Source organism: Bradyrhizobium tropiciagri, assembly GCF_018130545.1.
GTDB classification, from domain to species: Bacteria; Pseudomonadota; Alphaproteobacteria; order Rhizobiales; family Xanthobacteraceae; genus Bradyrhizobium; species Bradyrhizobium tropiciagri_A.
Map to the genome: position 1 here is coordinate 56,403 of NZ_JAFCKF010000016.1, position 25,115 is coordinate 81,517.

27 protein-coding genes and 1 tRNA gene are annotated in these 25,115 nt (G+C 63.0%); 14 read left to right on the forward strand and 14 right to left on the reverse strand.

Going from position 1 to position 25,115, the window contains the following annotated elements; translation table 11 throughout:
• Nucleotides 1–13: 13 nt before the first annotated feature.
• Nucleotides 14–499, forward strand: coding sequence for a hypothetical protein (locus tag JQ616_RS38990; protein WP_212023489.1), 486 nt, complete (start codon nt 14–16; stop codon nt 497–499).
• A complete protein-coding gene (locus JQ616_RS38995) occupies nt 496–912 on the forward strand; it encodes a hypothetical protein (protein WP_212023490.1) in 417 nt (138 codons plus the stop codon). The genes JQ616_RS38990 and JQ616_RS38995 overlap by 4 nt, the downstream gene beginning before the upstream one ends.
• A gap of 36 nt (nt 913–948) precedes the next feature.
• Here JQ616_RS38995 and JQ616_RS39000 read toward each other — a convergent pair whose 3' ends face one another.
• The gene (locus JQ616_RS39000) at nt 949–1,974 is read right to left on the reverse strand and encodes a hypothetical protein (RefSeq protein WP_212023491.1); all 1,026 of its coding nucleotides are present in this window, start codon (nt 1,972–1,974) and stop codon (nt 949–951) included.
• Between the two features lie 326 nt (nt 1,975–2,300).
• Here JQ616_RS39000 and JQ616_RS39005 point away from each other — a divergent pair, with 326 nt between their 5' ends.
• From JQ616_RS39005 to JQ616_RS39025, 5 genes are all read left to right on the forward strand, one after another.
• Nucleotides 2,301–2,981, forward strand: coding sequence for a hypothetical protein (locus JQ616_RS39005; RefSeq protein WP_212023492.1), 681 nt, complete (start codon nt 2,301–2,303; stop codon nt 2,979–2,981).
• Nucleotides 2,978–3,178, forward strand: coding sequence for a hypothetical protein (locus JQ616_RS39010; RefSeq protein WP_212023493.1), 201 nt, complete (start codon nt 2,978–2,980; stop codon nt 3,176–3,178). The genes JQ616_RS39005 and JQ616_RS39010 overlap by 4 nt, the downstream gene beginning before the upstream one ends.
• Nucleotides 3,171–3,983 (forward strand): hypothetical protein, encoded by an 813-nt coding sequence (locus JQ616_RS39015; RefSeq protein ID WP_212023494.1) that lies wholly within the window; start codon nt 3,171–3,173, stop codon nt 3,981–3,983. The genes JQ616_RS39010 and JQ616_RS39015 overlap by 8 nt, the downstream gene beginning before the upstream one ends.
• 290 nt (nt 3,984–4,273) lie before the next feature.
• Nucleotides 4,274–4,792: a hypothetical protein gene (locus JQ616_RS39020; protein ID WP_212023495.1), complete on the forward strand. Its 519-nt coding sequence runs from the start codon at nt 4,274–4,276 to the stop codon at nt 4,790–4,792.
• A 67-nt stretch (nt 4,793–4,859) separates the two neighbouring features.
• Nucleotides 4,860–5,090 carry a helix-turn-helix domain-containing protein gene (locus JQ616_RS39025; protein ID WP_212023496.1) on the forward strand — a complete coding sequence of 77 codons (231 nt, stop codon included), beginning with the start codon at nt 4,860–4,862 and terminating at the stop codon, nt 5,088–5,090.
• Nucleotides 5,091–5,170: 80 nt separating this feature from the next.
• Here the strand turns inward: JQ616_RS39025 and JQ616_RS39030 are convergent, their stop codons facing one another.
• From JQ616_RS39030 to JQ616_RS39040, 3 genes are all read right to left on the reverse strand, one after another.
• Entirely contained in the window at nt 5,171–6,385 is a 1,215-nt protein-coding gene (locus JQ616_RS39030) for a tyrosine-type recombinase/integrase (RefSeq protein ID WP_212023497.1), read from the reverse strand.
• Between the two features lie 228 nt (nt 6,386–6,613).
• Nucleotides 6,614–6,690 (reverse strand) — tRNA-Arg (locus tag JQ616_RS39035).
• A 148-nt stretch (nt 6,691–6,838) separates the two neighbouring features.
• Nucleotides 6,839–7,126, reverse strand: coding sequence for a hypothetical protein (locus tag JQ616_RS39040; protein WP_212023498.1), 288 nt, complete (start codon nt 7,124–7,126; stop codon nt 6,839–6,841).
• Between the two features lie 211 nt (nt 7,127–7,337).
• Between JQ616_RS39040 and JQ616_RS39045 the strand changes: the two genes are divergently transcribed.
• The gene (locus tag JQ616_RS39045; protein WP_021080599.1) at nt 7,338–7,784 is read left to right on the forward strand and encodes a hypothetical protein; all 447 of its coding nucleotides are present in this window, start codon (nt 7,338–7,340) and stop codon (nt 7,782–7,784) included.
• Nucleotides 7,785–7,810: 26 nt separating this feature from the next.
• Here the strand turns inward: JQ616_RS39045 and JQ616_RS39050 are convergent, their stop codons facing one another.
• Nucleotides 7,811–10,075, reverse strand: a complete 2,265-nt coding sequence (locus JQ616_RS39050; protein ID WP_212023499.1) for a cation:proton antiporter domain-containing protein — start codon at nt 10,073–10,075, stop codon at nt 7,811–7,813.
• 222 nt (nt 10,076–10,297) lie between these two features.
• Between JQ616_RS39050 and JQ616_RS39750 the strand changes: the two genes are divergently transcribed.
• Nucleotides 10,298–10,420, forward strand: coding sequence for a hypothetical protein (locus JQ616_RS39750; RefSeq protein WP_283812719.1), 123 nt, complete (start codon nt 10,298–10,300; stop codon nt 10,418–10,420).
• Between the two features lie 334 nt (nt 10,421–10,754).
• Here JQ616_RS39750 and JQ616_RS39055 read toward each other — a convergent pair whose 3' ends face one another.
• Together JQ616_RS39055 and JQ616_RS39060 are read right to left on the reverse strand one after the other, a co-directional pair.
• Nucleotides 10,755–11,057 carry a plasmid stabilization protein gene (locus JQ616_RS39055; protein WP_212023500.1) on the reverse strand — a complete coding sequence of 101 codons (303 nt, stop codon included), beginning with the start codon at nt 11,055–11,057 and terminating at the stop codon, nt 10,755–10,757.
• 13 nt (nt 11,058–11,070) lie between these two features.
• Nucleotides 11,071–11,262, reverse strand: coding sequence for a hypothetical protein (locus tag JQ616_RS39060; protein WP_212023501.1), 192 nt, complete (start codon nt 11,260–11,262; stop codon nt 11,071–11,073).
• A 363-nt stretch (nt 11,263–11,625) separates the two neighbouring features.
• Between JQ616_RS39060 and JQ616_RS39065 the strand changes: the two genes are divergently transcribed.
• Together JQ616_RS39065 and JQ616_RS39070 are read left to right on the forward strand one after the other, a co-directional pair.
• On the forward strand, nt 11,626–12,186 hold the full coding sequence (locus JQ616_RS39065) for a hypothetical protein (RefSeq protein WP_249137873.1): 561 nt from the start codon (nt 11,626–11,628) through the stop codon (nt 12,184–12,186).
• A 303-nt stretch (nt 12,187–12,489) separates the two neighbouring features.
• Nucleotides 12,490–13,362 carry a DMT family transporter gene (locus JQ616_RS39070; protein ID WP_212023502.1) on the forward strand — a complete coding sequence of 291 codons (873 nt, stop codon included), beginning with the start codon at nt 12,490–12,492 and terminating at the stop codon, nt 13,360–13,362.
• Here the strand turns inward: JQ616_RS39070 and JQ616_RS39075 are convergent.
• Nucleotides 13,346–14,809, reverse strand: a complete 1,464-nt coding sequence (locus tag JQ616_RS39075; protein WP_212023503.1) for a cryptochrome/photolyase family protein — start codon at nt 14,807–14,809, stop codon at nt 13,346–13,348. The two genes, JQ616_RS39070 and JQ616_RS39075, sit on opposite strands and share 17 nt — an antisense overlap.
• A 21-nt stretch (nt 14,810–14,830) precedes the next feature.
• Nucleotides 14,831–15,490 carry a peroxiredoxin gene (locus tag JQ616_RS39080; protein WP_212023504.1) on the reverse strand — a complete coding sequence of 220 codons (660 nt, stop codon included), beginning with the start codon at nt 15,488–15,490 and terminating at the stop codon, nt 14,831–14,833.
• 389 nt (nt 15,491–15,879) lie between these two features.
• Between JQ616_RS39080 and JQ616_RS39085 the strand changes: the two genes are divergently transcribed.
• Nucleotides 15,880–16,461, forward strand: coding sequence for a hypothetical protein (locus JQ616_RS39085; RefSeq protein ID WP_212023505.1), 582 nt, complete (start codon nt 15,880–15,882; stop codon nt 16,459–16,461).
• A 61-nt stretch (nt 16,462–16,522) separates the two neighbouring features.
• On the opposite strand, the gene JQ616_RS39090 is transcribed toward JQ616_RS39085, so the two are convergent.
• The 5 genes from JQ616_RS39090 to JQ616_RS39110 all read right to left on the reverse strand — a co-directional run bounded on the left by JQ616_RS39090 (nt 16,523) and on the right by JQ616_RS39110 (nt 23,729).
• On the reverse strand, nt 16,523–18,364 hold the full coding sequence (locus JQ616_RS39090) for an alkaline phosphatase family protein (RefSeq protein ID WP_212023506.1): 1,842 nt from the start codon (nt 18,362–18,364) through the stop codon (nt 16,523–16,525).
• A 140-nt stretch (nt 18,365–18,504) separates the two neighbouring features.
• A complete protein-coding gene (locus JQ616_RS39095) occupies nt 18,505–21,729 on the reverse strand; it encodes an efflux RND transporter permease subunit (protein ID WP_212023507.1) in 3,225 nt (1,074 codons plus the stop codon).
• Nucleotides 21,722–22,945: an efflux RND transporter periplasmic adaptor subunit gene (locus tag JQ616_RS39100; protein WP_212023508.1), complete on the reverse strand. Its 1,224-nt coding sequence runs from the start codon at nt 22,943–22,945 to the stop codon at nt 21,722–21,724. The genes JQ616_RS39095 and JQ616_RS39100 overlap by 8 nt, the downstream gene beginning before the upstream one ends.
• Nucleotides 22,946–23,058: 113 nt before the next feature.
• Complete coding sequence (locus JQ616_RS39105) at nt 23,059–23,409, reverse strand: hypothetical protein (protein ID WP_212023509.1); 351 nt, start codon at nt 23,407–23,409, stop codon at nt 23,059–23,061.
• A gap of 92 nt (nt 23,410–23,501) precedes the next feature.
• A complete protein-coding gene (locus tag JQ616_RS39110) occupies nt 23,502–23,729 on the reverse strand; it encodes a hypothetical protein (protein ID WP_212023510.1) in 228 nt (75 codons plus the stop codon).
• Nucleotides 23,730–23,822: 93 nt separating this feature from the next.
• Here JQ616_RS39110 and JQ616_RS39115 point away from each other — a divergent pair, with 93 nt between their 5' ends.
• Both JQ616_RS39115 and JQ616_RS39120 read left to right on the forward strand, forming a co-directional pair.
• Nucleotides 23,823–24,317, forward strand: a complete 495-nt coding sequence (locus JQ616_RS39115; protein ID WP_212023511.1) for an ArsI/CadI family heavy metal resistance metalloenzyme — start codon at nt 23,823–23,825, stop codon at nt 24,315–24,317.
• A 169-nt stretch (nt 24,318–24,486) separates the two neighbouring features.
• Nucleotides 24,487–24,999, forward strand: a complete 513-nt coding sequence (locus JQ616_RS39120; RefSeq protein WP_212023512.1) for a hypothetical protein — start codon at nt 24,487–24,489, stop codon at nt 24,997–24,999.
• The last annotated feature ends 116 nt before the right edge of the window (nt 25,000–25,115 follow it).

Consider the following 25,115-nt stretch of genomic DNA (forward strand, 5'->3'; position numbering starts at 1 on the left):
AGGGAGTTTAGATGTGAAATTGATTTCCGCGTTCGGCGCCGCCGACATGCTAGAACTTGATCGGCAAACGGTCCGCCGCGCGTTGCGCCATGTTCGGCCGGACGGGCACGAGAACAAGCAGCCCCGTTGGCGCCTGAAGACGATTATCGACGCCGTCGATCGACACCTCGGACGCAGCAACGGCGCCATTGCGCCTACTGCGACCGCCGCCCTGGACGCTCTCTTTGAGGCGTTTGATACCGGCTGTAAGCGCCTCGACGGTTTGCCGGACCTCGAAGCTCGGCGTCGTGAAGCGCGCCGGTTGATGGCGGCGCTGGTCGAGCTTGACGCCGCTATGCGCGCCGATGCCCGCGTGCGCCGTGAGGATGAACTACGGGCCGCGTTACGATGCGACGAACACTTCCGGATTGCGATGCGCAACTTCGAGCGGCCCTGCGGTTGGACGCAAGAGCAGTGCTGGGCATTGTTGACCGAAAGGGTCGAAGGGGCTGAGCAATGACCGACGACCAAAAGGAACTCGCCGCCGAACTTGACAGGCTGGCTGGTGACGCAGCCCGACTTGCGGACCGCGTGCGTCGGCTCGGCCGGATTGGTGACGGGATGGACGATCTTCGCGAAGGATTGTTCCTGAGCGTGGGTCAGGCAGCCATTGTGTGTGATGTCAGCGACCAAGCGATTTACAATTGGATCGAGCATGCCGCGCGGGTGCGCCGTCCAATTGCCGAAAAGCGCGCAAATGTGTGGATCATCGATACAGCACGGCTCTTCGCATACGTCGATAAACGTCGCGGCGGTCCGTCGGCCCGCGTGATAGCAGTGGACCGGCTGCGGGCATTTTGGCCGATCTGGTCAAAGCCGCAGAAATTGCGTTTGGGTGAGCCCGCGCCGGAAGGCGCCAACTCGTATTCGTAGCCGGTGCGTCGCTGGTCGGCTTTGATCGAAAATGGACTACTGGGCCTTCGAAGGGTGAGACACCTTCCATTCGTCGTATGACATGGACGAAGCGAGCAATCGATCAAAATTGCGCTTTCGCTGATCAATAATGTCTCGATTGATTGAAAATTCCACGCGATTGAAGTTGCCAAAGCGGTTTAGCAGCAAGAAGCCAGACAGCTGGTCGTCAACAATCAACACGTCTTGGAGGTCATCATCACTGTTATTGTGCGACTTGAGGTACTGCTCTCGATCAATCAACCGCAAGGAAATGCCGTCTTTGACGTGCTTTTGAATTAGATCGTCAATGACTTTGGCTTGCTGGGGGCCATCCGCGGGAGCCATTATGAATATCCTCAGAAGATCCACCTTCCGCTCTTTAACTGCCTTCACGTTCTCTTCGAAATATTGATTAGCCCAATACTGTCCCCAGAATTTTTCTGGAAACACATACTGGGTTGCGTAGAACGAGTGCTTTGCATTCTTGATCATAGGCAGCAGATAAGTTGGAAGCTCCTCAGCGTTCACGGTGTAGGTTCCTTGAGCAAGTTGATCGAAAGTTGTTCGGACGTTTTGAATTGCCGAGTCCGCGATCTTGATCAAGGTTTCGTTCTTGAGTTTGCCGATATCATCATATCGATCGGAAATCTGTAGAAACCTCTTGCTCAGCGGATTTTGAGCAAATTTGATAACCGCGCTCTCGCTCAGAAATGGTTCGCGAGAAAGATTGTAGAAGAGAGTGAAGAGAACCAAGAAGCCAGCGATTGCGCCGCCGACCTTATAAACTTGACGGTCAACCGTCGCTGATGAAGTCAAAAAATAGAAGAGAATGAGCGCGCCAGTCATGGCGAGGTTGAAGGGCACCGCCAACAATTCCCAGACTGGGTCGATCTGGAGATAGCGTGCAGCCAAGACTAGAACGACGGCCGCCCCGAAGAACATAACGGCGAGCACGAACACGATCCAAGTGTAGGAAGGCTTAGCTTCGGGGACCGCTGGCGCTGCCCCATGTTCAGTTCGCAAACGCGGAACTTGAGCCATTTCTACTCTCCAATGAAATACAGCAATAAAATGCAGCCATTGAAGCGCAACCTGTGGTCGTGAACAAGCCTACACGAACCAGTAGAGCCCATTTATTTCGAGCCTCTGCATCTTTAGCGAGGTCGCTTGCTGACCCAAATGCGGCCCCCCAGGTCCGAGGCGGGACGTGCCTTTTCCTATATCTCTCCGAAGCTCGAATGCATCGAAGCTTGGAGCGAGCCAAGAGTAACCGCTCAGAATTTGGATCGCTCCAAGCGCCTGATATACGCAGACCCCTTAGCGTCAGTTAGACTGACCGTATGAGAAATCCTTTCAAGAAAACTCCGATGCAAGAACTTGAAACCACTATCGACGCGCTTACGAAGCGCGGCGAACAACTTGCCATCAAGCGTGTCGCGGCACAGGCGGCGGCGGACAAGGCGATCAAGGCCCGACAGCACGCCTTGCTGTCGGCCGACCTCAACGACCGCCGGACGCTCGACAAGGTGCAAAGTGCCGCGCTGGCGGCAAGCGTAGAATTGGCAGCGATCGATGATGCGATCGCTGTGCTTGACCGCCAGAAGGCCGAAGCCAAGCGTGAGCTTGCTGCCGAACGCGACCGCGTCGACCGCGCCGCGGCGGCAGACAAGCTGACCAACCAGGTTGACGCCATCAAGCTGGCGTTGCCGCAATACCTTGAGCACTCGCGGGTGCTCGCTGATGCCCTGTCTGGGATTTCTGACTGGCATTTCGAGAGCGATCAGATCGCCAAGTTTGCTCAGAACACGGTCGCTCAGATCGAGGTTGCTGCCAACTTCGCGCTCTCCGAGTTGGCTGCGATGCCGGACGCTATCCGTGACGGGCGGCAGGCCATTCCGGGAGCGGCGCTCGTGTCGGGCATCCCTCCCGTCGAGTTGGTTGTCGCGCCGCAGATCGAGCTTGATCCGGTGCTCCGCGCGGCGAACTTCACCGAGATCGACCGCCGCGACGAAGCGCGCTCGATCCAGATCGAGGTGCCGCGCACATGAAATCTGCGCCTCCCGGTTGGGAGCCTCATAAGATTGTCACGCGGATCGATGGCTGGATTGTCGATCCGAAGAAAGGCCGGGGCGTCCCGGCGGCCGTTGCTGATATGATTGCCCGCGCTGTGCCGTCCTCATTCGATGTCACAGCGATCCGCACGCGGATGTTCGCGCGGCACAAGAAGGTACTCGGCCATGTCTGAAGAAGTTCCGGCCGAGGAGGGGCCAGCAACCGTTCTCGCCAAGATGGAGGCCGCTGTCGAGGTCGGGTTGGTCGCCGATCTCGGCGGTGGCCTCGATGTGGACGGCGATGATTACGATCGCTTGCTCGTGTCGATCGGACGGACGTTCGATGAAGATGTGCGGATCGCGGTCCATGAAGCCGGGCACGCCGTTTGCGCGCGGCTTCTGGGTCATGAAGTCGGTGGTGTGACGGTGAGCCCGGACCCGGTCCGCGGTTCCGAGGGGCTGTGCTGGGGTCTAGGCCATGCGGAAGCGTTCGCGGAGGGGCGAGCCGACGCCCGCGATGTTCGGGACGCACTGGGCTCGATCATGCCGCAGGCGGGCGAGGATCGTCGCCCTGTTGCAGATGTTTTCGGTGATGTTTACGCTAATTGCATTGAGTTCATGGCCGGTCGCGCGGCGGAACGTATGTTGCTCGGCGGCGAACCTGCCGCGCCGGTGGACGATCTCCGGCAAGCGCGGGAACTGGCCGCGTTGATCTGCGCAAGCGACGAGGCGATTGAGACGTTCATTGCGCACTGCGATCTCACCGCGCGCGACTTGTTGATGACCCACGGTGACCTTGTGATGGTGCTATCTATTGTGCTGCGGATCAAGCGTACGCTCAATGGCGGTGAGATCGATGAGTTCATTTGGCGACATGAGGCTCAGAAAGCATCGGTGTTTGAGCAGCAGCGACGCGTCCAATGGCGCGAGCGCGAATTGGTGGCCGCACGCTTTGGTGCGGATTGCGAGCCGCCGGACGTTGCGGGTCATCCGGCTTAGTCGCCAGGCGGGCGTGTCGGCGGTCAATAGTAGGGTAGTCGCGGACTATTGCTCCAGCGCGAAATCGGATTGCGTTAGCGTGGACGGTCGGGGCCATTTGCGGTTGAGCGGCCTCGTGTTGCGTCGCGTTTGGTATGTATGCAATTGATGACAGTAAGCTGGCGTCGGGCTCAACTTCTGACAGCGACACCCCTGTGGATATGTCACTTTATAACGCGTGCCCAGCGTAATCCGTTGCGTTGGGCCGTGCGGAGCCGTAGGCCGGAAATCACTGAGCGAGGTGATCTGCCATGGCGACCACGGTGTTTAATCGTAACCTCTGTGCTGTTCAGTTCGATCCGCTGTTTGAGGTGCCTGAACTTCCGCCGAACTGGAATGGGCCTCATGTCGGAACGCGCATCACGGAAGGCTTCGCCACGCTGCGCTTGATGCCGGGCGGTGTGTGCATGGGCTTGCGTTCGGCGTGGCCGCAATATGCCTATGAGTTTTCCGACCTCATCGCGCAGCAGGAGCAGGGCGAGTTGGAACGCACGATGGCCATCCAAAATCGTACGCTGATCACGCCGAGTGCTCGCGAGGTCGAGCATGCGTTGAACGCGACGTATTGGCCGGTGAAGTACCTGCATGTGGTGAAGCCGGAGTTGTGCAAAAGTGTGAATGCTGTTGCGTTGGCGCACGCGTTGGAGCGCGATGCAGCGTGGGTAGCTCGTGTCCGGGGTGGCTATGCTGATACCTGGCGCGAACGTCATGACCGCGGTTGTGAAATTATTGCGGTTGGTTTGGCTGCCGACCGTCTGCCGGTGTTCTAGCCGATTAGTGTCCGATAAAGCATCTGGGCGCCAATAGAGGAGTAATAACGATGACAGTGGAGGGCCGATGAGCCGCAAGACGGTTGATCCAGGGGCATCGCGGATCCCGGCGTTGCTCCCCGAAAAGCTCGCTTTCACCATTCAGGAAGCTGTCAAAGCGGCCGGTATTGGGCAGACCTCGCTTTACAAGGCGATCCGGGACAAGCAGTTGACGGCGCGCAAGTATGGAACGCGCACCATTATCACGCGATCGGATTTGCAATCGTTCCTGAATACGTTGCCGACTATTGACCAGTGAAAAAGCGCGCCGTTTGGCGCGCTTTTTGTTTTTGAAACGTGCGTTGGGCTACAACGGCCTAAGTGACAGCCACTCGAAGCCTAGTTCAACGCAAAGTCAGCCCAGGCCTGCAACACTTTGCGTCGTCTGTTGATGGCGCTTCCATGCTTGTACGCCTTCTCGGCGTCATCGCCGGTGATGTGGTGCATGCAATGCTCAACAATTTCTTCTTCGAATTCGGTTTCGTCCTGCGCCCAGGTGCGGAACGTGCCGCGCAGTCCATGAACGGTCAGCGTCGGATCGCCCGAGACTTCCTTGAGCTTCTTCAGCAACGTATTGTTGGAGATCGGGCCAGTGAGGTCGCGGCTCGGAAATACGTGGTCGCTGACGCGTGCTTCATACAATTTTTGCAATATTGATAATGCCTGGCGTGGAAGTGGCGTCAGCTTGTCGTATTCGTTCTTGGTGCCTTCGCCATCACCTCCGCCCGTTTCTTCCGGAATGTCGGCGGCCCGCAAATGCCAGACGGCGTTCTGAAAATCGATTTGGTTCCATTTCATGTGCCTGATCTCAGCAGTGCGTGCGGCAGTCATCGCCAAAATCTCTAGACCGCGCGCGCTCTGATCGGAACTAGCGGCGAGCTTGAGCATAAAGGCGGGCAGGTCACGATGTGAGAGCCCCTTGTGATGGCCGCGCACGCGACCACGCTTCGGCGCTTTTCCCAACTTGGGGCGCAACTTGGTATCGTAGTCCGCAGGGTTGTCCTTGCGGTGACCGTCAGCAATCGCGGCGTCGAAAATCAGCTTGAGCCTCTGACGAACATCGCGAACGTTCTCGACCTGATGTCGGATCGGATCGAGGACGAGCTTGATCACGTGGTCGGTTGTGATTTCGTCCACGCGCATCTTATGGAGTGGCGCGCAGTGCACGTCAGTGTTGCGCTTGAGCTTGTTACGGGAGGCGCGGTGTTTCAGGCTCTTTTCATATGTGTCCCGCCATGCCGTGACGTAAGGTGCAAATAGCGGGCAAGCTTGCGCACGCCGCTGCGCATCCCGGCTCTCCTTCGGATTGATACCCTTGGCAAGGAGACGGCGCGCGTCGACTGCTTTGTCTTTGGCATCGTTGAACGAGACATCGCGGGCCGATCCAAAGCCCATGCTGTCCTTGACCCCGCTGCGTTGAAAACGAAAGAGCCACCGGCGGCCGCCGGTAGGCGCGACCACAAGGTAGAGATTGTCGCCACACGGATAATCGCCCGCTGGCACTGACAGATAGTTCCTGCTCGAAATTGAAGGACGGGAGTTCGAACTGCTCATAATGATCCTCGACTGTCGCAGAGGCGTGCTTCTGTTGCTTTCCGAGGATAGAGGAGCTTCTAACTCAATTCGAGTGATGATTTAAGGGGCGGCTTCTGTCAAATTGGCCCACGATGATAGGCGACCGTGGGCGATGGTCAGCGACCGCGTAATTGCCTGTGAATAAAAGGGTTTCTTGTCGTGCCATGTTGGCTGGCGATGGTCAGCATACGATGGCGATCACGACGCTGGCGCGCTCGGAGAGATTCGAACTCCCGACCCTCGGAATCGAAATCCGATGCTCTATCCAGCTGAGCTACGAGCGCGTTGCGGGTCGATTATCAGACTTGGGCTGACAGGGCCAGCCGCGCCGCGGATCTACCGCGGCGGTGTCCGCACGGCCCACCAAGTCCTTTGAAACCAAGTCCTTGGCAAGCCAAATCCCTGGCAAAGCCAGTCCCTGGAACAAAGTCCTCAGAAGCAGGGGTGCCGGCGGCGGTCCTGACCGATATAGGCGGCCGAGCTCTGGTAGCACTTGTTGGTCGACGGGCCGTCGTAATAGGCGAAGCTGCCCGGAGCCGGGCCGGGGCCGTAATTGTGCAGATAGCTGATATGGTAGGGCAGGCCATAATGGGCGTGCCGGTGGTGGTGATGCCGGTGGTGCGGATAGGCCGAGAGGTCGGCGGCAGCCGCCGGGGCCAGGGCCGGGACGGCCAGGGAAAGGGTCACGGCTAGGGCGGCGAAAAGCTTGGTCTTGGTCATTGGCGGCCTCCGGGCATTCACGCTGGAATCGGCTTCCGGGCCGGTCCCAAGCATCATTTAACCCGGAATCGGGTCGAAAGCTGCGGGAAATCAGCCACAGCGCGCCAAATTTTGCCTTTTTGCGGATGCTTAACCGATTGCCAACACAGTCCGGCCAGAGTCTTGCGGTCAGGTCTGCCCGGGCCGTCTTTCCCTCGGTTTAGAACATTTCATGCGCATCACGCCCCTTGTTGCCTTGCTGCTCTCGGTCCTGGCGGTCACGCCGGCACGAGCCGTGCTGCACATCACGCGCGACCATGGCGGCTATGTCGAGGAGTACAAGGCCAAGTACAAGCAGATCCGCGACCGCCGCGAGCGTGTCGTGATCGACGGCATCTGCAACTCGGCCTGCACGCTGGTGTTCGGCATCGTGCCGCTGAACAAGATCTGCGTGACGCCGAAGGCCAGCATCGGCTTCCACCAGGCCTATTACGACAAGGCCTTCACCTTCGGCATCAAGGTCACCAGCCTCGAGGGCACCTCCGACCTGATGTCCTATTACCCCGACACGGTGAAGGACTGGATCCGCCGCAATGGTGGGCTCACCACCGAGATGAAGAAGATCAAGAACGGGGTCGATCTCTGGAAGATCGTCGATCCCTGTCCGGAAGAGTGGTAGGCGCGGACGCGCTCGCGGTTTGAGCATCAGGTCTTGGGCCTGACGTCGCCGTCCGACACCAGCAGCACCGACGCTTTCGATTTGCCGAGCACGGCGGCCGCCACGCTGCCGAAATTCAGGCTGTCACCCTGGATGCGGTCGACGCCGATCACGACCAGATCGGCCCGGCTTGCCGTGATCTCCTGCAGGATCGCGACTTCGGGCGCGGTGTTGGCGCGCAGCCGCGTCGCCACATTGATGTCATAGCGCGCCGCGGTCGCGGCGATGTCCTTCAGGATCGCTTCCTCCGGCGCCAGCGACATGCTGGGGCTGGTGCGGCGGGCGCCCTTGTCGCGCGTGGTCGAGACATAGACCACCTGCAACGGTTCGCTGGCGAGACGCGCCAGCGCGATCGCGACCTCGGCACCGCGCCGCGACACGTTGCTGCCCGAGACCGGCACCAGGATTTTTCGTGCATTCGTCGTCGGCTCGCTCGCGTGCACGCCCTTGGCGGCTGCGATCGCCAGCGGGCCGTCGAAGCCCGAGGTCAATTCGTCGATCCGCCGGTCGAAGCCGCCATCGGGGCCCGTGACCTCGTCCATGCCGACCACGAGCAGGTCGAACCCCTTTTTGGCTTCCTCGGCGATCGCGTTCGCCGGCGTCTCCTCGGAGGCGCGGCTGATGACGTCGACATTGCCGCCGCCATCGGCCTCGGCCTCGGCGCTGGCCTTGGCCGCATTGACGACCGCGGCCTCCGGGCTCTCCGCGCCAGTACGGTTCTGCTCCTGCAGCCTGGCATGTGCGCCGACATGCAGCACCGTGATCGGCAGGCCGCGTCCGCCGGCGAGCAGCCCGGCAAGATGCGCGGCGAATCTCGCGTTGGCGCTTTCGTCGACCGCGAGCAGCAACCGCTCGAGATTGGCGACGAAGCCGCGCTGCTCAACTTCCTCGCGCTCCAGCCGTTCCTTTTCCTCCCTGCCGAGAGGCAGCCGCGCCAGCGCACTGCGCAGCATCGGCGGCATCGCCATCGTGGTCAGGATCGCCATCGTCACGATCATCGAGAACAGGGTCTGGCTCAGCACGCCCATCGACAGGCCGATGGTCGCGATGATCACCTCGGTCGAGCCGCGCGCATTCATGCCGCTCGCCAGCGCATAGGATTCCTGCCGGGTCAGCCCGCCTAGCGCGCCGCCGGCAAAGGCGCCGCCGAACTTGCCGATGCTCGCGATCAGGATCAGCGCGGCGGTGAGGCCCAGCACCGCCGGATCCTTCAGCACAGTGAGGTCGGCGTTCAGCCCGGCGAGGCCGAAGAACACCGGCATGAAGAGGCTCGAGATCAGGCCGCGCAGCCGCTCATCGATCTGCCGCGTCAGGATCGGGGATTCCCCGACCAGCACGCCGGCGATGAAGGCGCCGAGCACGGTATGGACACCGATCAGATGCGTGATGCCAGCCATTCCGCTCATCAGCAGCAGGATCACGGTGATCACCGCGGCCGAAGAGACCAGATTGTCGTTGGCCCAGCGGATCAGCCGGAACACCAGCCGCCTGCCGATCGTGAAGCTGACGGCGAGGAAGACAAGCGTGCCGAACAGCGCCTGCGCGACCGAGAGGACATCGAGCGTACCGCGTGAAGCGAGGCTGAAGATGACGGCGATGATGATCCAGCCGATGGTGTCGTCGATGATCGCGGAGGCGACGATGATCTGGCCGACATTGCGGCGCATGAAGTTCATCTCCCGCACAACGACGGCAACGATCTTCACCGAGGAGATCGACAGCGCGGTGCCGAGGAACAGGGCGGCGATCAACCGCGCTTCGGGATGCGGAAGCAGGCTCAGCGGCAAGACTTCGCCGAGCGCAAAGCCGCAGGCGAACGGCACCGCGATGCCCGCGACCGAGATCGTCATCGCCGCGCGGCCGACCTTGCGCACCAGCTTGAGGTCGGTCTCCATGCCCGTCAGCAGGAGCAGCAGCAGGATGCCGATCTGCGCGATGCCGTCGATCAGCGCCTTCTGCTCGGCAGAGTGAGGGAAGATCAGGTCATGGGCCGACGGCCACAGCCAGCCGAACAGCGACGGGCCGAGCAGCAGGCCGCCCAGCAGTTCGCCGATCACGGAAGGCTGGCCGACCCGCTGCATCAACTCGCCGAGGCCGCGGCCGACTGCGATCAGCAGCGCGATCTGGGCGAGCAGGATGAACTCGGACGACTTAGTCGCGCTGTCGCCCTCGGCACCGGCGGCCGTGACGGTCGCAAGCAGGATGATGACCGCCCAGATCGCCGGTTGAAGCCGCCCCCAGCGGATCGCCATTGCCTCTCCGATTCCGAAATTCCAGCGCGGCTCGCCCCGCTGCCGCCGCATGCGGTCAACGCCGGCGTTCCGAAAGCGATCCACAAGCGGTCATTTTGGAACCGATGGTGTGCGCGGTTCGTTTTGCTCATGATGCGTTCATCCTCATGGTGCGATGATCTTCATGAGCGAGCCTCACTGCCGGAGCGGTCGCGGCTCAGCTCGCGCGCACGGGAGGCTGTGATGGCAACCAGATCCAATCTTTCGAAGGCAGAACTGGCACGGGGCGTTGCCGGTGCCACGTCAGCGTTGGTGCTGAGCGCGCTCGCCTTGTTCGTCGCCGCGCATCACCTGAGCGGCGGGTAGGGCAGGCGGCGTCTCCGCCAACGACGGGCAATCCTAAAGGACGGGCAATCACCAAAGGACGAAAGTCCCGATTAGCAGGCCAGCCGCAAATGCCCAAAGCCCGAGGGTGCAGGCCGAGATGACCCGGGCGAAATTGCGCAGATCGACATCTTCCATCGCAGTGCGGGATTGACGCGGCACCTGGAGGCACCCCCTGCGGTGGCAGCCCTTGGCTGCTGCCGCCAGAAGCCTGTTCCCGGGAGGTGCCCAAATGAAGGCAGTCAAGGACGGCGCTGATCACGCATTTGCGAGGCGCCGCCTCAAACGTCTGCCTTCCGCCTGGTCCGGGGTCCGATCACGCCGCCCTGCGCTTGCGCGTCCGCGCGGCCTTCTTGGCTGAGCGTGAGCGCGCTGCCGCCGGACGGCTTGCGGACGCCTTGCCGCCAAGCTCGCCGCCCTTGCGCGACGGGGAATGGTCTTCGCGCGTCCCGCGGCCGGAGCCGCTCTTCTTGCCGCCATGGGTCTCCTTGTTGACGGTCGCCCAGGCGCGCCGCTCTGCCTCGCGGTTCGAGACGCCACGCCTCTCGTAGCCTTCCTCGATGTGCTCGGCCTGCCGCTTCTGCTTGTCGGTGTAGCTCGACTTGTCGCCTCTGGGCATCGTGCACTCCTGTCTATCGCTCGTCATCATCAGGCTCGACGATCTCGAACCTGGACCGGCTGAAGCGCCCCAATCCGCTGAGTTCGTAATAGCCGTCACGTTCGATATCCCTGGTCACGTCATAGACGCGGCCGAGCGAGAGCGTGCCCCGCTGCAAGGTGTTGTCGACACAGCGAACGCGAAGATACTTGCCGGTTTCGGCCATAGTCGCTGATCCTGAATTGTTGGTCTGGTCGCCGTTACGTGTTGCGTGACGCCACGATCGCAACCGGTATCCGGCCGTCGGCCGATCACGAAATTTCGTTCGGCAGTTTCCGCTCGGGCGCGGGGGCGCGGACTTCGCTCGCCCACATGTCAAAAACGCCTGGTGCCGGGCGGTGTTCCTAAATCCGCCGAGGTATAAGGGGAGATTGGACTCGAAAATCTTGTGCGTCATCCATAAGGATGCCGCATTGGGTGGAATGGATGAACCTTCTCAGCGCCGACGCCGCGCAGGGAATGGATTTCGAGCTCCCGAACGGCTACGTAAGTTGACGATCCCGGCCGTCACACCAATTGGCGTCACCTCATGACCGTATTGCCCCTCGCTCTCAGTCTGGTCGTGCTGTTCGCGCTATGCGGGCGCATGTCCTACCAGATCGGCTTTCGTGACGGCCGCGAGCAGGGTTTGACCGATTCCTATCAGCTCTATGCGACGAAGGCGGGCATCGCGAAGCACGGGGAGTCCAGCCAGCAAGGACCCGGGAAAATGCCGTTCGGGATCTCGTCCAGTGCACGGATCGCGATCGCATCGACGCTTTTTGCGCTGGTGTCGAGCGCCGTCCTGTACCTGGTTCCTGCGGGCCCGCTCGATCCGAGTCTCATCCGCGGCGCCTTCCACCTCTACAAGGGACATGCTTATCTCATCCCCGTCAAATACGTGGACGGCGCGCTCGATGCCGCCCGGCTGTATGAAGACGACAAGCTGCTCGGCCCGGCGAACAGCGCCCAGCAGGAGATCATCAACAAAGGCGCTGGCCGCTTCGCGTTTTATCGGGATACCTGGAATTATTTCGGTCCCGCTTTGATGTTCTCGACAAGCGACAACAGCGACCCGAACACCAACGGCAGGAAGTATCGCCTCAGGTGAGGGGCGTCCGACGCCGCCGGACGGATGGTGTCGCTGCCAAAACATCGAAAACAACCCCATGCAAAGTAGCCGTCGGCGTGCCGGCATTCGACACGGCAACTTGACACGTCGGGCAAATCAGCTGTATTATTCTATAATTCAGAAATAGTGCAGGCACGCGTCGGGCCCGGCTGTTGGATGTGGCCGTAGACAATTGCGATTCCGCGCTCGCAGCGACGGCAGTGTGCCTGGGGCGTGCCTCCGCCGACCCCGCCAAACTTCGCGATTGCCGGCTGCCTCATCTTCGGGCAATGACGGTCGGCAATGAACAAGAGCTTCGAGGAAACTGCCGCTCGTCTGGCGCCGGCGATCTTTGTCGTGCTGTGGAGCACGGGATTCATCGGCACCAAATACGTCATCAACAATGCGGATCCGCTGACCTATCTCGCGATCCGGATGGCGCTCGTGGTGGTGGTCATGGCTGCCATCGCTGCGGTGGTGCGGCCGAAATGGCCGGACCGGGCAGGCATTTTCCACAGCGCGGTGGCCGGCATCCTGGTGCACGGCTTCTATCTCGGCGGCACCGCGATCGCGATCGCGCATTCGATCCCCGCCGGGCTCTCGGCGCTGATCCCCGGCCTGCAGCCGATCCTGACCTCGACCATCGCCAATCGGTGGCTCGGCGAGCGCGTCACGGCGCTGCAATGGGGCGGGCTGGTGCTCGGCCTCGCCGGCGTCGTGCTGATCCTGCACAACCGTCCGATGACGGGCGAGGCGGGGTGGGGCTGGCTTGCCTCCGGCGTCTCGCTGATCTCGATCACGCTCGGCACGCTCTATCAGCGCCGCTACTGCAATGCGATCGACTGGCGCGCTGGCAATGTGGTGCAGTACATCGCGGTGACGATCTTCTTCGGCATCGGCGCGTGGCTGTTCGAGGCCAATGTCGTGCATTGGACCAGCGAGTTCGTGCTGGCGCTGGCCTGGCTGGTGTTCGCGCTGTCGATCGGCTCGATCGGGCTGTTGTACTGGCTGATCCGACATCATGCCGCGACCTCGGTCGCGAGCCTGTTCTATCTGGTGCCGGCGGTGACCGCGCTGATGGCCTACCTTCTGTTCGATGAAAAGCTGGACTCTGTCGCCATCGCCGGCATGGCCGCCTGCGCCGCGGCGGTGCTGCTGGTCAATCGCCGCGCTTAATCTTCGCGTAAGCCGCAAGCGCGCGTTCGCGACCCTGCTTGTGGTCGACGATCGGCTGCGGGTAGGTCTTACCGAGCTCGACACCGACGCTGGCAAGTTCGATCGGCGTCGCGGTCCAGGGTTGATGGATCAGGTCGTTTGGGAGCTGCGCCAGTTCCGGTACCCAGCGCCTGACATAGCCGCCGTCGGGATCGAACTTCTCGCCTTGCAGGATCGGATTGAAGACGCGGAAATAGGGCGCGGCATCAGCGCCGGAGCCCGCGACCCATTGCCAGTTCGCCGGGTTGGAGCCGGCATCGGCATCGACCAGCGTGTCCCAGAACCATTGCTCGCCGGCGCGCCAGTCGATCAGCAGGTGCTTGACCAGGAACGAGGCCACCACCATGCGCACCCGGTTGTGCATCACGCCGGTGTGCCAAAGCTCGCGCATGCCGGCATCGACGATCGGGTAGCCGGTCAGGCCGCGCTGCCAGGCCTTCAATGCACGGGCGTCGCGCTTCCATGGAAAGGCGTCGAAATGCTCCTGCAAATTCCGCTCGGCGAGATCAGGGACGTCGAACAGCAGATGGCGGCAGAACTCGCGCCAGCCGAGCTCGCTGAGGAACTTGTCGATGTCGCCGGCGAGGCGCGGGTGCTCGGCGGCGGCGAAGCGGGCGGCGTACCAGAGCTGGCGTGGACTGATCTCGCCGAAGCGCAGATGCGGCGAGAGGCGCGAGGTGCCGTCGCGGTCGGGCCGGTCACGGTCGCCGCTGTAGCCGCGGATGCCGTCATCGAGGAACGCCTTCAGGCGCGCCTGCGCACCGGCTTCGCCCGGTGTCCAGGTCTCGCGCAGGCCGCCGGCCCAATCCGGCCCGACAGGTTCGAGTTGCCAATCGTCGAGCGCCTCGCTCGCGATGCCGCGGATCGATGTGAGTTTCTTCGGCGCCGGCAACGGCTTCGGCGGATCGCCGAGCCCCTGCACGCGCCGCCAGAATGGCGTGAACACACGCAGGCCGCGGTTGTCCTTGTTGCGGATTGCCCTGGGTACAACGAGCAGGTCGCCGGTGAAAATTTCCGAGGCCACGCCATCCTTTGCGAGCGCGGCTTCAACATCGGCGGCAACCGCCTGATGCGGCGCCTGCGCGATGTCGTTCCAGAACACCGCATCTGCATTGGCTTCGCGCGCCACGCTGGCGATCACGGAAACGGCCGGTCCGGTGCGGAGCACCAGCGTTCCACCGATCGTCTCAAGACTTTTGCGAAGCGCGCGCAGCGACTGCGCCAGCCACCAGCGCGTCGCGCCCCCGAGGGGGCGCGCGGCCGGAGCCTTCAGGGCACGGCTAGCTTCGTCACGAACATAGAGGCCAACCACGGGCGAACCGCGGTTGGCTGCTTCGTAAAGGGCCGGGTGATCCGACAGCCGCAGATCGTCGCGAAACCAGACGATCACAGGCTGTGCGCTTGCCACTCGACCTCGTCGTTCCAGCCGTTACTTCGGCTGCGGCACAATACGGATATAGGGCTTCGGTTCCTTCCAGCCCTGCGGATAGATCGTCTTGGCCTCGTCGTTGTTGACCGAGCCCGCGATGATCACGTCCTCGCCCTGCTTCCAGTCGGCCGGGGTGGCGACGCGATGCTTGGCGGTGAGTTGCAGCGAGTCGATGACGCGCAGGATCTCCTGGAAGTTCCGGCCGGTGGTCATCGGGTAGACCAGCACCAGCTTGATCTTCTTGTCGGGGCCGATGATGAAGACGTTACGGACGGTCTGGTTGTCCGCCGGCGTACGGGTGAGGGGATCGCCCGAGGTCGACGCCGGCAGCATGTCGTAGAGCTTCGACACGTTGTAGTCGGTGTCGCCGATCATCGGATAGTTCGGCGCGGCGCCCTGGGTCTCCTTGATGTCGTCGGACCATTTGGCGTGGCGATCCACCGGATCGACCGACAGGCCCATCAGCTTGACGCCGCGCTTGTCGAACTCGGGCTTCAGGCGGGCGAGGGTGCCGAGCTCGGTGGTGCAGACCGGGGTGAAGTCCTTGGGATGGGAGAACAAAAGCGCCCAGCTACTGCCGATCCAGTCGTGAAACTTGACCTTGCCTTCGGTGGTTTCGGCTTCGAAGTCGGGGGCGACTGCGCCAATCTGAAGTGCCATGATTTTACCTCATCTCTTTGATGTTGCAGCTAAAATTGTGCTTGAGGTGGTCGAGTTCCATTATAGGACGACAAAAGGCTTAAGTGAACGGCTTCTGAAAAAAGGTGAAACATTTCTCCTTGAGGGTGGAATTCCAAGCAACTTGTTTTGATCCAGGCCCCTGCGGCGAAATATCAGATGCGGCACAAAAGCTTGGAAATGCCTAGATAAAGCCGCTTATCCCCGTCATCACGCCGGCCCCGGCTGCTATAGGACTGAACCGCAACAGCTTCCAAAGCGACCAAATAGCAACCATCTAAAAATCTCGGAACCCAAGTTCCGAATCATTAACCACTCGTTTACGCCCGCATGGAAAAGCTGGCCAGAGATAGGAATTGAAAGCTCCCACAATGTCTACCCCAAGTACCAAGACCGCTGAGGCTCTCAGCGGTGCGTTGCATCCATCCTGCCGCAAGACCGCCGCCCATGCGCTGACCATCGTGCGCGACGGCGTCATCACCGGCGAAGGCCCGACCACCAAGGGCCGCATCCATTTCTCCCGAACACTCGATGCCGATGACGCTGCCTGGTGCGCGCGCATCCTGACGGCGGCCGCGGTCGAGCATCAGCCGGTCAGCCGGGCCGAGATCGAGGCGCTGTTCGCGATCAACGAGGCGGCTGCCGAGCGCAGCGATAGCGGCCGGTTCGACGACCTGCTCGCCAAGGCGATCGCCCATCATGCCGCCTCCGAGTCCGGCCTGCCGGTGCCGCCGCGCACCGTGGCGCTGTCGCCCGACACCGAGATCGGCCGCTGGGCGCCGACGCAGGGCACCAAGATGGACAGCAAGGTTCTCGAGTGGATCGCCGGCCGGATGCGCGGTCAGCGCCGCACCGGTCGTGCGCTGGCGGCGATGGTGGCGACGCTGGTCGGCGCGACTGCGCTTCCGCTCGCAGCACAGCTGCCCAACGTGTTCGACATCGGGATGATGTAATCGCTCGGGGTGATGCCTGCATCATCCCGAACGAAATGGTTTCAAGCGAGAGCGGCGGGGATCACTTCCCCGCCGTTTTCTGTTTGCCCTCGGTCTCCTCGAGTCCCAGCGTCCGCCCCGGGAATCCGGCGACGTCGAAATAGCGGGTCGAGAGCACACGCTGGAATTTGAGCACGGTGCGCAGCCCGTTGGCCGACGGCTTCTTCGACACCAGGGTGCCCTCGGCCATCTTCGGCACGATGCCGTTCGGCAGCGCTTCCGACATCACCCGGCCGATCAGCCCGCCATTGTTCGGCGCGCGCAGGCCGAGCAATTGCGTCGCGGTCATGCCGATATCGGCGTTGCTGACCGGCAGCGGGTCGACATAACCGGCCTTGAAGTCGGGGCCGATCGCGGCGGTGAAGTTGTAGGTGTCGCCGCGGCTGAAGCTGCCATGCATGCCCTGGCCCTGGCGCAGCACGGTGTCGGCGATCTGCACCGAGCAGTTGGTCGGGATCGGGCAACCGCTCGACCAGGAGCGGAAGTTGACCACGATCGAGGGGTTCGGCGTCACTGCCTTGCCCTTCAGATTGAGGTTCGACATCGGCAGCGTGCCGGGGAAGTTGCCGAGCTTGTCGTCGACGAACAGGCCGCTGACATAGTCCTGCTCGAGCAGCGCCTTGATGACGCGGTCGGCGAGCTTTTTGTCACGGTTCGGCAGATAGATCAGGTCCGAGCCGCCATTGGTCGCGATCACGACGTCGGGCTTGGTCGGATCCTTGCCGAGCACGCCGTTGCCGGCCTTGGGGTGGGCGTTGTCGGCGACCTTGGCGTTCTTGTCGTTGGGGTCGAACAGCGGCAGGTCCAGTGCCTTGGCGAGGTCGATCGCCAGGAAGCCCATCGGCAGGAAATCCTTCGGCGTGTCGTCATAGGCGATCTTGGCCGAGGGGCTGGTCTTGCTCTCCTTCGAGATCGTCGAGAAGCCGTGGTCGGACGAGACCATGATGTTGGTGCTGGCGGATAGCCCGAGCTCGTCGAGCGCCTTGCGCAGCTGAGCGAGGTTGTTGTCGGCATTCTTGATGCCGGCCATCGAGGTCGGACCGTTGATGCCGGGCGTGATGGTGTTGAGGCTGTCGCCGGTGTTGTGCTGGCTGCCGTCCGGATCGCGCGACCAGAACACCAGCACGAACGGCTTGTTGCGCGCCTTGAACATCGGCAGCACGACCTTGGTCGCGACATCGGCCATGTAGGCCTGCTGCGCGACATTGGCGACGGTGGTGCCGGGCGTCTTGGCATCGCCCGCCTTGGCGTTGTCGCCGCGGCTCGGCGTGGCGAGCGGCAGCCCGGCCTTGGTCAACGCATCCTTCATCTCGTCGGAGAGCGGCACGCCGGTCTTGCCGCCGGTGGAATCGTCGACCACGATGGTGTTCTTGCCGCGATCGGTGTGGTCGAACAACAGGGTGGGGCCGACCTTGCCAATGGCGGCGGTGCTGAAGCCCTGGCCGCGGGCCATCTTCAGCAGCGTCTCCTCGTTGAGATAGTCGCCATTGAAGTGATCGTCGATATCGGCGAGCACGGCATCGTTCTCGATGAACGGCACCACGGTGTCACCGGCGGGCACCGAGGTGTAGCCGGTATAGATCGTGTTGGAGAAGGTGCCGGTGTCGCCGAGATAATGACCGGTCGACAGCGCCGAGCTGTTTGCCATCGTGAAGGTCGGGAACAGCGAATGCGAGTTCTTGAAGTGGACGCCCTTGTCGCGGAGCTCAGCCATCGCCGGCGCCGTCTCCGGCGTCACGATGCCGCCGCGCAGGCCGTCGGGGACGAACAGGATCAGGTTGCGGGGCTTTGCATTTTGCGCCGAGGCGGCGCCCACCGAGAGCGCGATCATGCTCGCGGACAGCAATGTAATGGCACGACGCATCTTGTTATTCCCCCTGATGAAGCCCCGCGGCAGCCCGCCGCTGCCTTCGTTTAGTTTTGTCACATGACAGAATTGTAACAGCGCCGGTTCGGCGCTGTTACGGGCGGATTTTTTCTCAGCGACTGCCGGTCGACGAGCCGTCATTCCGCCGGCTGAATCGCGGTCCTCTCACTCTGCGCAGCGCTGCCGGCATGGCCGTACCGTGCATAGAGTGCGGGCAGCACGGCAAGTGTCAGCAGGGTCGCACTGATCAGGCCCCCGATCACGACAGTGGCGAGCGGCTTCTGCACCTCGGCGCCGGTGCCGGTGGCGAAGGCCATCGGCACGAAGCCGAGCGAGGCCACCAGCGCCGTCATCACCACGGGCCGGAAGCGGGTGAGGGCGCCTTGCTCGATGGCCTCGCGCAGCGGCACGCCTTGCTCGCGCAATTGCCTGACGAAGCTCAGCATCACGAGCCCGTTCAGCACCGCAACGCCCGACAGTGCGATGAAGCCGACCGCGGCCGAGATCGAGAACGGCATGCCGCGCAACCAAAGCGCCGCGATGCCGCCGGTGAGCGCCAGCGGCACCGCGCTGAACACCAGGAGCGCGTCGCGCACTGACCCCATCGCCGCCAGCAGCAACAGGAAGATCATGGCAAAGCAGGCCGGCACCACGAGGGCAAGGCGCTGGCGCGCCGCGGCGAGATTCTCGGACTGGCCGCCCCAGGTCATCCAGTAGCCCGGCGGCAGCTGCACCGATTGCGCGACTTTGGCTTGAGCTTCCTCGACCACCGAGCCGAGATCGCGGCCGCGGACATTGGCCGTCACCACGATCCGGCGCTTGCCGTTCTCGCGGCTGATCTGGTTCGGGCCTTCGGTGAAGGAGAACTGCGCGACGCGGTTGAGCGGCAGGCTCTGCACCGGCGAGCTCGGCGTTGCCTTCGGCAGTGCGACCGGCAGATTGCTCAACGCTTCGAGATCGGAGCGCACGCTCTCCGGCAGTCGCACCACGATGTCGAAGCTGCGATCGCCCTCGTACACGACGCCGGCATCCTGACCGCCGACCGCGGCACCGATCACGCCCTGGACTTCGGAGACGCTGAGGCCTCGCCGGGCGATCGCTGCCTTGTCGACCTTGATCTCGAGCACGGGGAGGCCGCTGGCCTGCTCGACCTTGACGTCGGTCGCGCCGCGCACGCTGCGCAATGCGGCCGCGATCTGGTTGGCGGCCTTCTGCATCGGTTCGAACTCGTCGCCGAACACCTTGACCGCGATGTCGCCGCGCACGCCGGCGAGCAGTTCGTTGAAGCGCATCTGGATCGGCTGGGTGAATTCATAGACGTTGCCCGGCAGCCGGCCGACCGCCTTCGAGATCTCCTCGATCAGTTGCTCCTTGGTCAGCGATGGATCCGGCCACTGCGCGCGCGGCTTGAGGATGATGAAGGTGTCGGAGGCGTTCGGCGGCATCGGGTCGCTCGCCACCTCCGCGGTGCCGGTCTTCGAGAATACGAACGACACCTGCGGGAAGCGGCTGACGGCCTTTTCGACCGAGAGCTGCATCGCCTGCGACTGCGACAGCGCCGTGCTCGGAATCCTGAGCGCGTGCATCGCGATGTTCTTCTCGTCGAGCGAGGGGATGAACTCCTGGCCGAGGCGGAAGAAGCCGAACAGGGCGGCGGCGAACAGCACGACTGCCACCGCGATGACGGGAACGGGTGTTGTGACCGCGCGCCGCAGCAGCGGGCCGTAGCAGCGCTTCAGCGCGGCAACCAGCCAGTTTTCCTTCTCCTGCACGCGGCCGGTGATGCCGATCGCGATCAGCGCCGGCACCAGCGTCAGCGACAGCACGAAGGCGGCGGCGAGCGCGAGGATCACGGTCAGCGCCATCGGCTCGAACATCTTGCCCTCGACGCCGGTGAAGGTGAGCAGCGGAACATAGACCAAGAGGATGATGGCCTGGCCGTAGAGGCTCGGCTGCACCATCTCGACGGCGGAGGCCCGCACCGTCGTCAGCCGTTCGTCGCGCGTCAGCACACGGCCGAGCGCATGCTGCTTCTCGGCGAGATGACGCAGGCTGTTCTCGGTGATGATGACGGCGCCGTCGACGATCAGGCCGAAATCCAGCGCGCCGAGGCTCATCAGATTTGCGCTGATGCGGCCCTGCCACATGCCGATCGCGGTCATCAGCATCGCGATCGGGATCACCAGTGCGGTGATCAGCGCCGCGCGGAAGTTGCCGAGCAATACGAACAGTACGGCGATCACCAGCAGCGCGCCCTCGGAGAGATTGCGCGCCACGGTGCCGATCGTCGCATCGACCAGCTGGGTGCGGTCCAGCACCGTCTCGACCTTGACGCCCGCCGGCAGCGACGGCGTGATCGCGCGCAACTTGGCGTCGACCGCGGCCGACACGGTGCGGCTGTTGGCGCCGATCAGCATCAGTGCCGTGCCGACCACGACCTCGCGGCCGTTCTCGCTGGCGCTGCCGGTGCGGGTCTCGCCGCCGATCGAAAGCGTGGCAAGGTCGCGGATCCGGACCGGGACGCCGCCGCGGGTGGTGACGACGACGGCGCCGAGCTCCTCGATGTTCTCGAGCCGGCCGCCGGAACGGACCACGAAGCCTTCGCCGTTGCGCTCGATATAGCGCGCGCCGCGGCTGACATTGTTGCTCTCGATCGCCTTGGCGACGTCGGCGAAGGTCAGGCCGAGCGCGATCAGCTTCGCGGCATCGGGATGAACCTGGTATTGCTTGAGATAGCCGCCGATCGAATCGACGCCGGCGACACCCGGAACCATCTTGATCTGCGGCTTGATGATCCAGTCCTGCACCGTGCGCAGATAGGCGTCCTTCTCGACTTCGCTCCGCAGCACCTGGCCGTCGGCCGTCAGGAAGCGGCCGTCGCTCTGCAAGCCCGGCGCACCGTCGGTCTGCACCTTCTCGCCGGAGTAATGGACGGTCCACATGTAGATCTCGCCGAGACCTGTCGAGGTCGGCCCGATCCGCGGCTCGATGCCTTGCGGCAGGCGCGCGCGGACTTCGGTGAGGCGTTCGCCGACCTGCTGGCGGGCGAAATAGATGTCGGTCGATTCACTGAACACTGCCGTGATCTGCGAAAAGCCGTTGCGGGACAGCGAGCGCGTGCTCTCCAGTCCCGGCGCGCCCGCCAGCGCCGTTTCGATCGGGAAAGTGATCTGCTTCTCGATCTCCGCCGGCGACAACGCTGGCGCCACGGTGTTGATCTGGACCTGCTTGTTGGTGATGTCGGGCACCGCGTCGATCGGCAGCTTGGTCAACGCCACGCCGCCGATGAACATCAGGATCGCCGCCAGCGTGACGACGACCCAGCGCCGCTGGATCGCGAGACCGATGATGCGCTCAATCATGGCCGTGCTCCGCTTCGTACTTCTCGACTTCTGCTTTCAGGGTGAAGGTGTTTTGCACCGCGATGGTCTCGCCGGCGGCAAGGCCGGTGACGATCTCGATATCGTCGTCGTCCTCGCGGCCGGTGCGCACCGACCGCGCCTCGAAGCCGTCGGCATCGCGCACGAATACGGTCGGTGTTCCCTTGATGGTTTGGATCGCCTGCTTCGAGACCATCACGGCCGATGCCGCACCTGACAGCGGGACCTCCGCGGTGACGAAGGTGCCGGGCTTCCAGCGGTGGTCCTTGTTGGGCATGGTCGCGATCACGCGGGCATTGCGGGTCTCGCGGTCGAGCAGAGGGCTGACGAAGATCACGCCGGCGCTGGCTTCGTCCTCGGTGCCGATGGCCCGGATTTTCACCGACACGCCTTCGCGGACTGCGTTGATGTCCTCAGGCGAAACCGCCAGGTCGACCCAGATGTCGTCGAGATTGACGATGACGTAGAGCTCGCTCTCCTGGCCCTCGCGCCCGATCAACCCGCCGAGATCGACACGCCGTTCGGACACCCGGCCGCTGATCGGCGCGCGCAGGAACTGGGTCCGCAGGCTCTCCGGTGGCTGGTTCGGCAGATCTGCGATCTCGCTTTCCGACAGGCCGAGCGCAAACAGCTTCTGGCGTGCGCCGTCGAGCTTGATCTGGGCGTCGTTCGCGCTCAGCCGCGTGCGCAGGAACTCGTTTTCCGAGACGATGCGAGTCTCGACCAGCGTCTTCTGCCTGGCATAGAGCGTCTGTTGCAGATCGTTGGTGAGCCGTGCGGCGAGGTATTCGCTCTTGGCGTCGGCGACCTCGCGGCTCTCGATCGCGGCGACGATCTCGCCTTTCTCGACGACGTCGCCGAGACGTTTGCGCAGTTCCGTGACGGTTGCGAGCACGCGCACCGAGACGCGGCCGATGTGATCAGCGTCGGGGATCAGCGATCCCGGCGCGAGGAAATGCCGCTTCAGCATTCCGCCGCCGGTTTGCGCGAGCGTGATGCCGGCTTCGCGAATCTGGTCTTCGCTCAGCTCGATATGTCCGGGCGCTTCATGCTTGGCCTCGGCCCTCGGTGGACTCTCGGACGCGGTCTCCTGCGTCGTGGCCGGGAACTTGACCGGCCAGCCGACGCCTCCGGCAGCGAGGAATACCAGTGCAATGCCGGCGGCGACGCCGGCGAAAAATAGAACAACCCGTTTCATGTACGCCTCTCCGCAGCGCCGGCCGATGGCCATGCGCTGTCGCGACATCGATCTGTGCGGAAGCATGCGCGCTGCCCGATGGCAGCGACGCACGGCCGGTCATGCCGACCGGATCAGGCGCGGGGTGGTTTGAAGGGAGAGAGGCGCTCGGCCGATGCCGGCAGCTCGATGCTGCTGTCCGCATAGCTATGCGGCGCGTAGGCGATCGGGAATGCGGTTTCCTGCGGAGCGACCGAGGCGACGTGTGTCAGGCAGTGATCGCCATGCAATGAGGCCGGATGCGCGGGGGCTTTGCCGCCGGTGTCGTTGATCGACTGTGCGATCGCAAAGCCGGCGGCCGCATCGTCATCGCCGTCGGAAGTCCAGCCGTGGAAGAACGACAGCACGAGCGCAAGCGAGATCAATCCCGCAAGCAGGCTGCGCCAGCGGCGCGGTCCCGTTGCGTGAGAGGAAGATTGAATCATGCTGCGCGAAGCGGCCATGGGGCCTACTTAGCGCCGTGGCCGCGTGCATTCAAGTTCGCCGCCGCGACAGATTGGCCGTGGATACTATAACGTTACACGCTGTCGGCGGTTCGGCGCAGCAACCACCGGCGCGCCGCGACCACGGCCCAGATCGCCTCAACCAGGCCGAACGGCCAGGCGCCCTGCAGGAAACCGTAGGCCGAGCCCAGCGCGCAGGAGACCGCAAAGGCCAGAATGAACCAGGGGCTGCGATCTTCGGCCGCGTAGCAGACGAGCATCATGGTCACGGCGAACAATCCGAACAGCGTCAGTGCATCCATTCCGCAGCAGAACTCCCGTTTCAACAGTGTTGATATCTGAGCATGCTTGGGATGGAATATCCATCCGGCGTCGCCGCACGAAAGGGCTGCCCCATGAAGCGCATGCATGTTCACGTCGCCGTCAAGGACATCCCGCAATCGGTCGGCTTCTATTCGGCGCTGTTCGGGGCTGAACCTTCGGTCGTCAAATCCGACTATGCCAAATGGATGCTCGACGATCCCCGCGTCAACTTCGCGATCTCGACACGCGGCCGCGAGCCGGGTCTCGATCATCTCGGCATCCAGGTGGAGAGCGCGGAAGAGCTCGGCGAGGTCTATGGGCGGCTGCGCAAGGCCGGCGGCGAGGTGATCGAGCAGGGCCAGACCGTGTGCTGCTATGCCAAGTCGGAGAAATCCTGGATCGACGATCCCGCGGGGATCGCCTGGGAGACGTTTCACACGACGGGCGAGAGCATCGTCTATGGCGACGGCACCGGCGAGCGGACCGCACGCGTCGCGCACGAAAAGCAGGGCGAGAAACAGAGCGCGTGTTGCGCGCCGCAGCCGCAGGCGGCGCCGCCGGAGGCTTCGGCTTGCTGCAAGCCGTAAGCTCGAGCGCTCGTGCACTCGAATGCCCAAGCGGACGAAGTTCATTCGGGTACACGTCACCCGGGCAGTCGTGATGTCGGCGCAACCGGCTACCGCTGTAAGCAAAGGCTTAATGCCTGCGACATAGTATCGCTCCGATCAAGGCCTTCCCGCTAACCGCCCGGTAACTATGCGGCTCCTGCCAATCAAGGACCCTGAGCGGTCCTGGCGTCACATCAAGGCACAATGGAAGAAGGACGCTGAAGGCGTCGGAGAGGATTTTGCCACTTTCGGCGGCATCGCCGCCTTCGAGGCGTTGACAGCCAGGGAAGGCGACAGCCAGGGTCTGTATCACCTGACCGACGGAGAGCGGGTCCACGCGGTCTGCCAGGTCCGGCGCCTGTTGATGAGCCGATATACGGCGCCGGCGCTCAGCGCGCGCTTCGTCAATGTGTCCCCGATCTACGATCTCGGCCTCGCCGATACCGCCGATTACGCGCAGATGCTCGTGGCGCTGTTCTCCGGCGTCGTCTGGCTGTCGCGTGATGCGCTGTCAGCCAACCACATCCGCTTTCTCCTGAAGTCTCCGGGCGACTCGCAATTCTTCGCAGCACTCAAGGCCGTGACGCCGTTCTCGCCATTCTCGAAATTCACCATCGAAGGCGCGCTGATCGAGTGCAGCCTGAAGCAGGCGGCGGCATAGACTGTGGCAGTCGTCTCCTGACGATTGTCCCGCCGATCGCGCTCGTGTGCGCATTCGCCTTAACCGTCCAATAACTGATTTTCCTAACGACCCCTTGGGTTGTGCTCGCGTAGAAG

Bases quoted from the DNA above. Each gene is read 5' to 3' on its own strand.
- JQ616_RS38995 (WP_212023490.1), top strand. From the start codon at position 496: ATGACCGACGACCAAAAGGAACTCGCCGCCGAACTTGACAGGCTGGCT.
- JQ616_RS39000 (WP_212023491.1), bottom strand. From the start codon at position 1,974: ATGGCTCAAGTTCCGCGTTTGCGAACTGAACATGGGGCAGCGCCAGCG.
- JQ616_RS39005 (WP_212023492.1), top strand. From the start codon at position 2,301: ATGCAAGAACTTGAAACCACTATCGACGCGCTTACGAAGCGCGGCGAA.
- JQ616_RS39010 (WP_212023493.1), top strand. From the start codon at position 2,978: ATGAAATCTGCGCCTCCCGGTTGGGAGCCTCATAAGATTGTCACGCGG.
- JQ616_RS39015 (WP_212023494.1), top strand. From the start codon at position 3,171: ATGTCTGAAGAAGTTCCGGCCGAGGAGGGGCCAGCAACCGTTCTCGCC.
- JQ616_RS39020 (WP_212023495.1), top strand. From the start codon at position 4,274: ATGGCGACCACGGTGTTTAATCGTAACCTCTGTGCTGTTCAGTTCGAT.
- JQ616_RS39025 (WP_212023496.1), top strand. From the start codon at position 4,860: ATGAGCCGCAAGACGGTTGATCCAGGGGCATCGCGGATCCCGGCGTTG.
- JQ616_RS39030 (WP_212023497.1), bottom strand. From the start codon at position 6,385: ATGAGCAGTTCGAACTCCCGTCCTTCAATTTCGAGCAGGAACTATCTG.
- JQ616_RS39040 (WP_212023498.1), bottom strand. From the start codon at position 7,126: ATGACCAAGACCAAGCTTTTCGCCGCCCTAGCCGTGACCCTTTCCCTG.
- JQ616_RS39045 (WP_021080599.1), top strand. From the start codon at position 7,338: ATGCGCATCACGCCCCTTGTTGCCTTGCTGCTCTCGGTCCTGGCGGTC.
- JQ616_RS39050 (WP_212023499.1), bottom strand. From the start codon at position 10,075: ATGGCGATCCGCTGGGGGCGGCTTCAACCGGCGATCTGGGCGGTCATC.
- JQ616_RS39750 (WP_283812719.1), top strand. From the start codon at position 10,298: ATGGCAACCAGATCCAATCTTTCGAAGGCAGAACTGGCACGGGGCGTT.
- JQ616_RS39055 (WP_212023500.1), bottom strand. From the start codon at position 11,057: ATGCCCAGAGGCGACAAGTCGAGCTACACCGACAAGCAGAAGCGGCAG.
- JQ616_RS39060 (WP_212023501.1), bottom strand. From the start codon at position 11,262: ATGGCCGAAACCGGCAAGTATCTTCGCGTTCGCTGTGTCGACAACACC.
- JQ616_RS39065 (WP_249137873.1), top strand. From the start codon at position 11,626: ATGACCGTATTGCCCCTCGCTCTCAGTCTGGTCGTGCTGTTCGCGCTA.
- JQ616_RS39070 (WP_212023502.1), top strand. From the start codon at position 12,490: ATGAACAAGAGCTTCGAGGAAACTGCCGCTCGTCTGGCGCCGGCGATC.
- JQ616_RS39080 (WP_212023504.1), bottom strand. From the start codon at position 15,490: ATGGCACTTCAGATTGGCGCAGTCGCCCCCGACTTCGAAGCCGAAACC.
- JQ616_RS39085 (WP_212023505.1), top strand. From the start codon at position 15,880: ATGTCTACCCCAAGTACCAAGACCGCTGAGGCTCTCAGCGGTGCGTTG.
- JQ616_RS39090 (WP_212023506.1), bottom strand. From the start codon at position 18,364: ATGCGTCGTGCCATTACATTGCTGTCCGCGAGCATGATCGCGCTCTCG.
- JQ616_RS39095 (WP_212023507.1), bottom strand. From the start codon at position 21,729: ATGATTGAGCGCATCATCGGTCTCGCGATCCAGCGGCGCTGGGTCGTC.
- JQ616_RS39100 (WP_212023508.1), bottom strand. From the start codon at position 22,945: ATGAAACGGGTTGTTCTATTTTTCGCCGGCGTCGCCGCCGGCATTGCA.
- JQ616_RS39105 (WP_212023509.1), bottom strand. From the start codon at position 23,409: ATGATTCAATCTTCCTCTCACGCAACGGGACCGCGCCGCTGGCGCAGC.
- JQ616_RS39110 (WP_212023510.1), bottom strand. From the start codon at position 23,729: ATGGATGCACTGACGCTGTTCGGATTGTTCGCCGTGACCATGATGCTC.
- JQ616_RS39115 (WP_212023511.1), top strand. From the start codon at position 23,823: ATGAAGCGCATGCATGTTCACGTCGCCGTCAAGGACATCCCGCAATCG.
- JQ616_RS39120 (WP_212023512.1), top strand. From the start codon at position 24,487: ATGCGGCTCCTGCCAATCAAGGACCCTGAGCGGTCCTGGCGTCACATC.